Origin of the sequence: Bartonella sp. MM97QHHN (genome assembly GCF_042194285.1) — a bacterium.
Lineage (GTDB): Bacteria > Pseudomonadota > Alphaproteobacteria > Rhizobiales > Rhizobiaceae > Bartonella.
In genome coordinates, this window is record NZ_JBHIMS010000031.1 from 64,439 (window position 1) to 75,822 (window position 11,384).

Below are 11,384 nucleotides of genomic sequence, written 5' to 3' on the forward strand. Positions count from 1 at the left end.
TTCACCAATGTTTCATCAATAGATATGGAAAGACATACCAATAAAGCCAATAAAATCAACCATGAAACAAACATTGCAAAACAAACCTGCCGATGTTACAATTTCTCAATCTATCTAAGAGAGTCAAACTATGAAAAATGTAATACGCATCTTGGGGCTGACAATCATATTTCTTGCAGGTGTTTTTATTTATGATACGCTGACAAATAAGCCTTTAGGTGATAACTTTACTCTCACTGATTCTAATGGAAAAAATATTACTGAGGCTGATGTTCGAAGCAAGCCTTCAATAATTTTTTTCGGCTTCACTATGTGTCCTGAAAGCTGCCCTACCACACTGATGAATCTTGATCGATGGCTTACAGCCCTTGGTCCTGAAGCTGATAAATTAGGTATATGGTTTGTGACTGTTGATCCTGAACGTGACACACCAAAAGTACTCCATGATTATCTCAGTAATTTTAACAATAAAATTGTTGGCATTAGTGGAGATCCTGATAAAGTTCATAAAATGGTCAATTCTTTCAACATCGTTGCTGAAAAAGTTCCTGAAACAGATGGAAACTATACATATAACCATACAGCAGCAGTTTTTTTACTCAAAAAAGGTGGAAAATTAGCTGGCGTTATCCGTTATGACACGAAAGAAAGCGATAGCGAATTAAAAGATGAAATCGCCATTGAACGGTTAAAAAAACTCATCTTAAACTAAAAAAAGCCGATCAAAAGAAAGAACAGCATGTCGCAACAAATTCGCCTCTATTATACTGCTTCTAAAAATGAAGCAGAACGGTTCTATACCCTTATAGAAACAGCCTTTGACGAAGAAGGTTATCCTCTTGCTCTTACAGAGATAGATGAACAAAATGCTGTATATGAGCTTTCTCTATATGTCGATCAAGACAATCAAGAGAACGCATTGAAACGTTTTGCCAAAATTCTTTCTATAGATTTTGATAAAATTAATATGGAAGTTTTACCCAACATTGATTGGGTACAAAAAAGCTTAGAAGGACTAAAACCTGTGCAAGCTGGTCCTTTTTTCCTTCATGGAAGTCACAACCGAAACGCCATTCCAGCAAATGTTCTCCCTATTGAAATTGAAGCTAATCAAGCTTTTGGCACCGGACATCATGGAACAACAGCCGGTTGTTTAGAAATGATCGCCAAAGTCATGAAACACGAAAATCCCCAAAATGCCCTTGATCTTGGTACTGGGAGCGGTGTACTAGCCATTGGCATAGCAATGCTCAAACCAATTACTGTGCTTGCATCCGATATTGACCCAATTGCTGTTCAAGTTGCACAACACAATATCGAATTCAATGATGTCAATGAATATGTTACAGCTATTACAGCAACAGGTTTTGCCCATGATGCAATTGCATCACGAGCCCCTTTTGATCTCATTGTTGCCAATATCCTTGCTAATCCGCTTATTGAACTTGCGCAAGAAGTGGTAACGGCACTTCAAAAAGAGGGGTCACTTATACTCTCTGGAATTCTTGAAGAACAACATGCCCATGTTTTGGAGATTTATATAAAACAAGGACTGAAGCATATCGAAACATACCACCGGCAAGGATGGGTTACGATACACCTGAAATAAAATAAAAGGACGTCGTTATGTATCAATCTTTTGAGGCGACAACAAATCCTGCTTATGCAGCAGAACGCATTTCTTGCCTTCGTAAAGAACTCAATCACCTTGGACTCGATGGTTTTCTTGTTCCGCGGTGCGATGAGCATCAAGGAGAATATGTCCCCCCTCATGCTCAACGTCTTAGCTGGCTAACCGGCTTTACTGGCTCAGCTGGGATTGCACTGATTTTAAAAAACAAAGCCATCATATTTACAGATGGGCGATATAAGCTCCAAGTTCGCCAACAAACTGATCCTGATATTTTTAATTATGAAGATCTCATAACTTGTCCTCCCTCACAATGGCTTGAAAAAAATGGTCAAAAACTTTCTATTGGCTTTGATCCATGGCTCCACACGATTGCTGCCACCGATGCATTGAGAAATGCATTAGAAATGAAAGCAGGTGGAAAACTTGTAGAAGTTCAACATAATCCCATTGATCTGCTCTGGCATAATCAACCAAAATTACCACAATCTGCCTTATCAATTCACCCTCTCAGATATGCTGGGTGCGATACAAATGAAAAACTCGCTTTGATTTACAAAGATATACAGCAAACTCATGCAAATGCTTTTATTTTTACAGACCCCTCTTCCATTGCATGGACATTCAACATACGGGGCAATGATGTTTCCAACACGCCTTTTTCCCTTTGTTTTGCTCTCATTCCACTTAACGAAACACCAGCTTTATTCATTGACAGCAAAAAACTTGGTGTAGAACAGAAACAATATCTAGAACGTTATGCAAAATTATATGAACCAGAACAGCTTATTCCCAAGATCAAAGAGTATGTTCAAAAAGGGACAGTGTTTGCCTTAGATCCACAGCTAACATGCGAAAAATTACGAACTGTTATTGAAGAAAAAAATAGCTCTTTTATCACACTTACTGATCCTGCTGCTCTACCACGTGCCATTAAAAATGACACAGAACTCAATGGCGCACGCAAAGCGCATCTACGCGATGGTGTTGCCCTAACCCGTTTTTTTTCTTGGTTAGATAAACAAATACCAGGGTCAATAAGTGAAATTTCCGCTGCTCAAAAATTAGAAGAATTTCGCATAAATACAGCAAAAGAAATGGGAGAAAAACTTAAAGATCTTTCTTTTGATACAATTTCAGCAGCAGGAGAAAATGGTGCCATTATTCATTATCGTGTAACAACGCAAACAAATAAACAACTCAAAACCGGTGAACTTTACCTCGTTGATTCAGGTGGACAATATCGTGATGGTACGACTGATGTCACACGCACCGTAGCAATTGGGAATATTGGAGAAGAAGAAAAACACTGTTTTACGCTTGTTCTCAAAGGCATGATTGCTCTTTCAACTATCAGATTTCCAAAAGGCACACGAGGACAAGACCTTGATTCTCTTGCACGCATTGCATTGTGGAAAGCTGGTTTTGATTATGCCCATGGCACCGGTCATGGTGTTGGATCTTATCTTTCTGTCCATGAAGGACCGCAAAATATTTCTCGCAAAGGGTGCCAAGAACTCATCTCCGGTATGATTCTTTCAAACGAGCCAGGCTATTACCGCGAAGGCGCTTTTGGTATCCGTCTTGAAAATTTGATGATTGTGAAGCCAGCACAAAAAATTGATGGTGGAGATATAGAAATGCTCTCGTTCGAAACACTCACACTTTGCCCCATTGATCGACGGTTAATCCTTCCAGAGCTTTTGACACAAGAAGAACGGCAATGGCTCAATGATTACCATGCGCGCGTTTATCAGATGAATGCACCTTACTTGAACGAAGAAGATAAAAAATGGGCAAAAGAAGCAACAATGCCCCTTTAAATGAAGCAACGTATAACTTTTACTCTTTCTACAAAACACAGGATCTTCTCTTTTTAAGGGAAAAATATGTATCTGCATCAGGAAATACAAAAAATATTTCTACAAGATACTTCAAGTTTTTTGCTGGTACGGTAAACGCTAACCTCGGTGAAGCAAGATGAGATACACCTATACGTGGTAATACTTATCTTGGCGATCTCCATCTAGACATTATTATATCCCTATTTCTTTTATATGGAAACTTTCGTTATATTTTGTAATCCTCCGCATCGTATTTCTAAAACACCTATTATAACCAGCTTATTACGCTGTTTGGATTCAAAAATTCTGCATATTTATTCGAATAAATTTTACCTTTTTGTTTGCTTCATAATGATAATTTATATTTTTAAATTCTTGAGTTATTTTCAACAGCTGTAATTCCTTATAATACATATTGCTACAATAAAATAGAATCTGCTATGAAATAAAAGTTAAGTATTTAGAATTTAAAAGAAATAGCATGATGATAACATCAGCGTTAAAGTTTTTCATTTATTTGCATAGTTAACAGTACAATATTATTTTCTAGACTATTACTTATTGTTGAAAAACGTTATCTACAATATAAATAGTTTCCAACTGCACAGTATGAAAACAACATATATGGAGGTATATGTTTTTACCTGAACATGTCATTCAGCTAAAAAATTAACAACAATAACAGAGTATATGAAAAACTACATAACACAAAAACAGTCACATAAGTAAAGGAGATTCAAACTCTCTACAAAATTTCACAAATACTTTGAAAAAGACACAATAAAGCGTGTATCTTATGGCTTGTTAGTTAACAAATCTTAATCACAGATCTTAATAAGCTATATCCTTATCCAGTATTTTAGAAATAAAGTGATTATCCTAATGCGTATAGTTTTATTTTGTTCCATAATATTATTTTTGGATACTATATTGGGCCTTCTGTATTGAAGGAAATTACTAAATTTAAGCGAGTTCCTATTGTTGTATTTTCTGAAAATCAAGTCATTACTCCAAATAAGTACGATAAATTATACGAAGAGTACGTAAAGACACAATATCCTGATAATATATACGAAGAGCGTCTAGAAATTGCGAAAAAATATCTGGATAATAAGAGTTATGGTGTATATCATGTTCTAAACCCTGGTATGATAGTGCTAATTCCTGAAAATAAATCTTATCCATGCGAAAGTTGTTTGGTGTGCATGCCTTGTGGACTTATTACGGAGAGAGTATAATAAAAAATTTCCAGCATTATCCCTACCTACCTACATACATAAGTTACGTTCTCAATATAATTGGAAAGAAAGCGATTTCATTTGGGCAAAAAATCTGGTCATGAACTCGACAGATCCAATGTTTAGATATGCACGAATGGTATTTAATTCTGAAATATTCTCAGTCCAAATACTAGCTCTAATAAACGAAATTTCCTATGCTGAGAAATTTGAGAGAGATGAAGGAAGTCAGAAAAAAAATTATGCTGCTAGACGCATTAGCGAATATCCGAAATTTTGTAATGAAATTGGACAAGTGTACCATCTAATAATGCCTGATAAGCATAGATACCAGTAATCTTTTATAATTCAACATAATAAACAACTCGCAGTTATATCCCTTATTCATTTATAGCGGAATGTTTTATTATATTTTATAATCTTCCGCGTTATATTTTTATTACGTCATTATAATTGGTTTATTACGGCATTTTGGATTAAATTATACATATTTGTTCAAAAATTTTACCTTTCTTCACAGTAATAATTTATATCTTTTACTAATAATAACCTTGTATATTCTTCATCATAATAGTTTAAGTTTAATATTTAAGTTCAACGTTAATCATTTTTAATAACTTAATAAATATCAAAATATATGGCGCTCTGTTTTTGCAAAAAACAGCCCCTATTATCCCCCTTTTTGATTTCATCCCCCCAAAAATGTAAGAGAGATAATCATACAAACAGCATACGATCTTCTGGAAAAATCCCTCTAAACATTATGTTTCTCAATCAGCTGTAGCCAAGCCTCTTCATCGATAACCTCAACACCTAATTCCTCAGCTTTAGCCAACTTGGAGCCCGCTCCAGGTCCTGCAACAAGAAGATCTGTTTTTTTAGAAAGTGAACCAGATGTTTTAGCCCCTAATCGCTCTGCCAATGCTTTTGCTTCATCGCGTGACATATGCGCCAAAGTTCCTGTAAAAACAATGATCTTCTCTGCTATTGGTGAAGAATCTGCTATGATAGGCTCCTCATCAAGAGGTATTACTTCTTCAAGCAAAACAGATAAAATCTCACGGTTATGCGCTTCTTGATAAAAATCAACAATTGCGCTCCCTACCTGTGGTCCAATTCCTTCGATATTGGTAAGCTCTATCCAAGCCTCATTTCCTTCTTCATTTTCCTTATCACATGGCATAAGTGCTTCCATAGCCGCAGTCTCAAAAGCTGTATAATTTTTATAAGCGCGTGCAAGGCGGCGTGCATTCACTTCGCCAACATGACGAATCCCCAATGCAAACAAAAAACGGCTCAACGGAATTTCTCGGCGCGCATTAATGGCATCATACAATTTCCGCACTGAAACAGTACCAAAACCTTCCATATTTTCCAAACGTATCAAAGACTTTTCTTGGCGCCGTTGTAAAGTAAAAATATCGGCTGGTGTATGAATACAAAGCGCCTCATCTTGAGCATAGAAAAAAAACTCTACCTGTTTTTTACCCAAGCCTTCAATATCAAAAGCATTGCGTGAAACAAAATGACGAATACGTTCAATTGCTTGTGCAGGACAAATAAGCCCCCCTGTACAGCGACGCACGGCTTCTCCCACTTCACGAACAGCATGACTCCCACACACGGGACACAGATGAGGAAACACAAAAGTAGAAGCATTTTTTGGACGCTTTGCAGCGACAATATCAACAATTTGAGGGATCACATCACCAGCGCGTTGTACAATCACGGTATCGCCTACACGGATATCACGCCCTTCACGAATGGGCTCTCCTTTATGACCAATTCCCTTAATATAATCCTCATTATGCAAACTAGCATTGGTCACCACCACTCCACCAACAGTAATAGGCGTAAGACGTGCAACAGGTGTCAAAGCTCCCGTGCGCCCAACTTGAATGTCAATATTCTCCAAAAGCGCTATCGCTTTTTCTGCTGGAAATTTATGGGCGATAGCCCAACGCGGCGAACGAGAAACAAACCCCAAGCGCTTTTGGAGCATCAAATCATTGACCTTATAAACAATGCCATCAATATCATAGCTTAAAGAATGACGGCATTCTTCGATATCGTGATAATAGCAAATAATGTCTTCTACTGTCTTAAAGACTTTTGTTAATGGATTGATAACAAAGCCATACTCTTTTAGCTTTTTCATCATCTCCATTTGACTTTCTGCCAATATTTCACTCACCTCACCACAAGCATAAGCAAAAAATTGAAGTTTTCTGCTAGCGGTTATCCGTGAATCAAGCTGACGGAGAGAACCAGCCGCCGCATTTCGAGGATTGGCAAAGGTTAACTTGCCCTTCTCTTGTTGGCTGATATTCAGTGCTTGGAAATCCTCCCGCCCCATATAAACTTCACCACGCACCTCAATGATACCAGGAAAATCACCTTGCAAAACTTGTGGAATATCAGCAATTGTTCGGGCATTTGCCGTCACATTTTCACCGACAGTTCCATCCCCACGCGTTGCCGCACGCACAAGCTGCCCCTTTTCGTAGCGCAAAGACAAAGATAAACCATCAATTTTTGGCTCCGCTGTTATTTCCAACACTTGTGTTTCTGGAAGCCGTAAAAAACGACGAATACGCTCAACAAATTCAGTAACATCTTCAGAGCTAAACGCATTATCAAGTGAAAGCATAGGCTGTACATGAACAGATTTTTCAAATTTTTCAGAAATTGGTGCTCCAATTTTATGTGAAGGAGAATCAATACGTATAAGCTCTGGAAAAAGAGCTTCAATTTCTGCATTACGACGACGTAAAGCATCATATTCTGCATCAGAAATTTCAGGCTGATCATCACGATTATAAAGCACATCATGACGTGCAATCTCTTTTGCCAACCACTCTAATTCACGTTCTGCTTCAACAGCTGTGAGATTTTTATATGCATCTTTGTTCATAAAATCTATTCCAAATTACAAGCGCTGCCACAAGGGCCTCCCACGCCTCCTCATCAAGTGAATCTCAATAAATATAAGCTTTCTAGTATTTTTATCGCTGACTAATTACCTTTATGCGAGAAGCTTTTGAGCCGCTGCACGCGCTTCTTCAGTAATCTGTTCTCCAGCCAACATACGGGCAATTTCTTCTGCACGCTCATGCTCTTTCATTTTATGAATCGCAGTAACAAAGCGTCCTTTATCATGACTCTCAATTTTTGAAATAAGAAAATGACCATGCGCTTTCGATGCAACCTGTGGAGCATGCGTAATAGCGAAAACTTGGACATGTTCTGATAAGCGTTGCAACCGTTGCCCAATAGCCGCTGCAACAGCCCCCCCAACACCTGTATCAATTTCATCAAAAATCAGCGTCGGTGCTGATCCTCGATCAGATAAAACAACTTTTAATGCCAGCAAAAAACGAGATAATTCACCGCCAGAAGCCACACTAAGCATCGGCCCAGCACGTGTTCCAGGATTTGTCCGCACCCAATATTCAATACGATCACATCCCTCTGCACTCCGCTTTTCCACATCACTTTGCATTTCAACAATAAATTCAGCCCTCTCTAACTTCAATGCCGGCAACTCAGCCATAACACTTTCAGATAAATGCTTTGCTGTCTCCCGACGCTTTATTGTTAAGGCTTGCGCCAATGTATCATAATTTTTCTTTGCCTGCTCTGCCTCATCTTCAAAACGTGTCAATATAGTCTGAGCCTCTTCAAAATCAGCGAGTTCTGCGTCCATTTTATCGCGTAACTGAATCAATTCATCCGCAGAAACTTGATATTTACGAGCAAAACCCCGAAGAGAAAAAAGACGCTCTTCTATCCGTTCCAATTCATCAGGTTCAAAATCTAATGCTCGTATTGCCGTCTCAATACCTTCTTGTGCTGTTGCAAGTGCATGCAATGCCTCATCAATAGATTTCACCACAGGTGCAATAAGTTCTTGCGCCTCAGGAATTTTCCGCTCCAAACGCCTCACCAAATTAGAAAGCACTGGGATTGGTGATTTTTGACCCGTTAAAAGATCATCTGCTTCTTTAATATCTGTTGCTATTTTTTCTAATTTAAGCATATCAGCACGACGAAGAGAAAGAGCTTCCTCTTCACCAACTTTAAAATCAAGCTTTTCAAGCTCTTCTACACACGTACGAAGATAATCAACCTCCCGTACAGCACTCTCTACTTTAAGACGCTGCCGTTGCAAACGCTCCTCAAATTCACGCCATGAGTGATAACACTGACGCAAATTTTCCACTTCATCTTCAAGACCACCAAAGGCATCTAATAATTGGCGATGTGTAGCAACATCAACAAGCGCACGATCATCATGTTGTCCATGGATTTCAACCAGCAAACGGCCAACACTCCGCATCAATGCAACACTAGACACCTGATCATTGATAAAAACACGGCTACGTCCATCACTTGATTGCACACGTCGTAAAATAATATCACCCTCATCATCAAGACCATTCTCACGAATAAGTTGACGTGCAGGATGTGAAACAGACACATCAAAAACAGCTGTGACCTGCCCGCGGTCAGCCCCATGACGCACAAGCGAAGCATCACCCCGCCCCCCTAGAGCAAGTGATAAAGCATCAAGGAGAATAGACTTCCCCGCACCCGTTTCTCCAGTTAAAACCGTCAACCCCGCTGTAAAATTAATATCGAGCGTTTCGATCAAAACAATATTATGAATCGAAAGCTGTACCAACATAGAGAATCAACGTATCCTCTTCTTGTCACCACCTAAAGCATTTGAGATCCAAGAAGATTTATGCTCACGTGGCGATATTTTATTCTTCTGCAAGAGATTATAAGAAAATTTATACCACTCACTTTTGGGATAATTACGTCCTAAAATAGCTGCTGCCGTCTGTGCTTCCGCCGTTAAGCCGAGAGCAAGATTAACTTCAGTCAAGCGGAAAAGTGCTTCTTCAATTTGATTTGTATCAGAATACTCCTCAACCACGGTACGAAACCGTCTACTTGCCGCAAGATAGCGCCGTCCCTCTTCATAATAACGGCCAATCTGCATTTCTTTACCAGCCAGTTGTTCGCGACCAAAACGGATTTTATCCTTAGCATCCTTGACATACTCAGAATTAGGATAACGCTCTATAAGAAGCTGCATAGCAGCAATAGCACGTTTCGTGTCACGTTGATCACGCGTAACATCAGGAATCCGACGGAAAGAAGAAAGACCAATAATATAGTATGCATAAGCCGAGTCAGTCGACCCTGGATAAAGAGTAATATAGCGTTGAGCCATACTAATTGAATCATCATACTTTCCGAGTCGATAATTAGTAAAAGCACCCATGACCAAAGATTTACGTCCCCAGTCTGTATAAGCGTACTGTTTTTCAATCTTCAAAAACTTCTTCGATGCGTCCCCAAGCCGCCCACTTTCAAGGCTAGCAAGCGCCTGATTATATAAAACATCTGGTGGCTCTATTTTCAAAACATAAGCAGATGGATCAAGGGTATTTTTCTCTTTAAAGAGGCATCCCGCTAACATACAGGTGCTTCCCAAAAGCACCACCCCCAATATCTTGCGTACAATGTTAGATTTTCTATATGTCATATTTCCAATGCACACATGAGATTTTTTCATAGTTTTTCCGGCCTCCACAGAATATCACCTTGTAGCAATAACAATTTATCAAAGGTTTTATACCATATCACTTTAAAATCCACATAACCAATTTAGCAGTTTAGGTCAATCATCCCCTTAAAAATCAAATAAACGATAAAAAAATCTTGTCAATTTTTTTACTCTTTCTCTAAAAAGCTTTTTTCATAATATGATTCGTCTGCCAAAACAGCCTTCACCAATTGCGCATTAATTCTATGCCCACTACAATAAGAACGAAATAATCCAATAAAAGGTGCCCCAAGCAAAGCAGTATCACCAATCGCATCAAGCATCTTGTGCCGAACACATTCATTCTCCCAATAAGGACCATCGGGATTTAAAATTTTATCATTAAGGTCGATAACAAGAGAATTTTCCAAAGAAGCACCTCTCGCCTTTCCAGAAAGCCTTAATTCCTCCACGTCTTTGATAAAACCAAAAGTGCGCGCACGTGACAAATCATCCCTAAAACCTCGTGTGGTAAGATCAAAACTGAAATGTTGCTTACCAATAGCAGAAGAAGGAAAAGAGATCGTTATATCAAAACGACGTCCATCGAATGGCAAAAGCTCTGCAACACCATGAGCTCCTTCAACCCGCACCGGCTTTTTTATAATGAAATAAGAACGCAACGCATTTTGCTGTACAATACCAACATCTTCAAAAGCTTGGCAATATAGCCACGCTGAACCATCCAAAATAGGAATCTCATTATGTGACACTTCAATAACAAGATTATCCAAATTATAAGCAGCAATTGCCGCCATCAAATGTTCAATTGTTTCAACCCTTACATCTTCATCTCCAAGTACTGTTGATAATTCAGTTTCTCCTGTTTGCGATGCATGGGCTTGAAATATTTTCTCTGTTCCGTCTAATCCACAACGCTTAAAAACAATACCACACCCAACATCCGCTGGACAAATCTTTACCACTGACAAACAGCCACTGTGAACGCCAATGCCCTTAAATGTTACTGCTTTTTTAAGAGTAGACTGATATTTTGGTACTAAATTCATCATATCATTTTATTAAATTGCTTGTACATCTTTTAACAAAATTTA

At 38.6% G+C, this 11,384-nt stretch carries 7 protein-coding genes; 3 read left to right on the top strand and 4 right to left on the bottom strand.

Features of this window, described 5'->3' with window-relative positions; translation table 11 throughout:
* Nucleotides 1-130 precede the first annotated feature (130 nt).
* From ACFIJW_RS01370 to ACFIJW_RS01380, 3 genes are read left to right on the top strand one after another with little or no spacing between them, the layout of a single operon-like run.
* The gene (locus ACFIJW_RS01370) at nucleotides 131-712 is read left to right on the top strand and encodes an SCO family protein (protein ID WP_375632977.1); all 582 of its coding nucleotides are present in this window, start codon (nucleotides 131-133) and stop codon (nucleotides 710-712) included.
* Nucleotides 713-739: 27 nt separating this feature from the next.
* Nucleotides 740-1,609: a 50S ribosomal protein L11 methyltransferase gene (locus ACFIJW_RS01375; protein ID WP_375632979.1), complete on the top strand. Its 870-nt coding sequence runs from the start codon at nucleotides 740-742 to the stop codon at nucleotides 1,607-1,609.
* A 17-nt stretch (nucleotides 1,610-1,626) separates the two neighbouring features.
* Complete coding sequence (locus ACFIJW_RS01380) at nucleotides 1,627-3,453, top strand: aminopeptidase P family protein (protein ID WP_375632981.1); 1,827 nt, start codon at nucleotides 1,627-1,629, stop codon at nucleotides 3,451-3,453.
* Nucleotides 3,454-5,466: 2,013 nt separating this feature from the next.
* On the opposite strand, the gene ligA is transcribed toward ACFIJW_RS01380, so the two are convergent.
* The 4 genes from ligA to lpxC all read right to left on the bottom strand — a co-directional run bounded on the left by ligA (nucleotide 5,467) and on the right by lpxC (nucleotide 11,342).
* Nucleotides 5,467-7,626: an NAD-dependent DNA ligase LigA gene (ligA, locus tag ACFIJW_RS01385; protein ID WP_375632983.1), complete on the bottom strand. Its 2,160-nt coding sequence runs from the start codon at nucleotides 7,624-7,626 to the stop codon at nucleotides 5,467-5,469.
* 111 nt (nucleotides 7,627-7,737) lie between these two features.
* Entirely contained in the window at nucleotides 7,738-9,399 is a 1,662-nt protein-coding gene (gene recN / locus ACFIJW_RS01390; RefSeq protein ID WP_375632985.1) for a DNA repair protein RecN, read from the bottom strand.
* 6 nt (nucleotides 9,400-9,405) lie between these two features.
* Nucleotides 9,406-10,299, bottom strand: a complete 894-nt coding sequence (locus ACFIJW_RS01395) for an outer membrane protein assembly factor BamD (RefSeq protein WP_375632987.1) — start codon at nucleotides 10,297-10,299, stop codon at nucleotides 9,406-9,408.
* Nucleotides 10,300-10,457: 158 nt separating this feature from the next.
* Nucleotides 10,458-11,342, bottom strand: a complete 885-nt coding sequence (gene lpxC / locus ACFIJW_RS01400; RefSeq protein WP_375632989.1) for a UDP-3-O-acyl-N-acetylglucosamine deacetylase — start codon at nucleotides 11,340-11,342, stop codon at nucleotides 10,458-10,460.
* Between the last annotated feature and the right edge of the window lie 42 nt (nucleotides 11,343-11,384).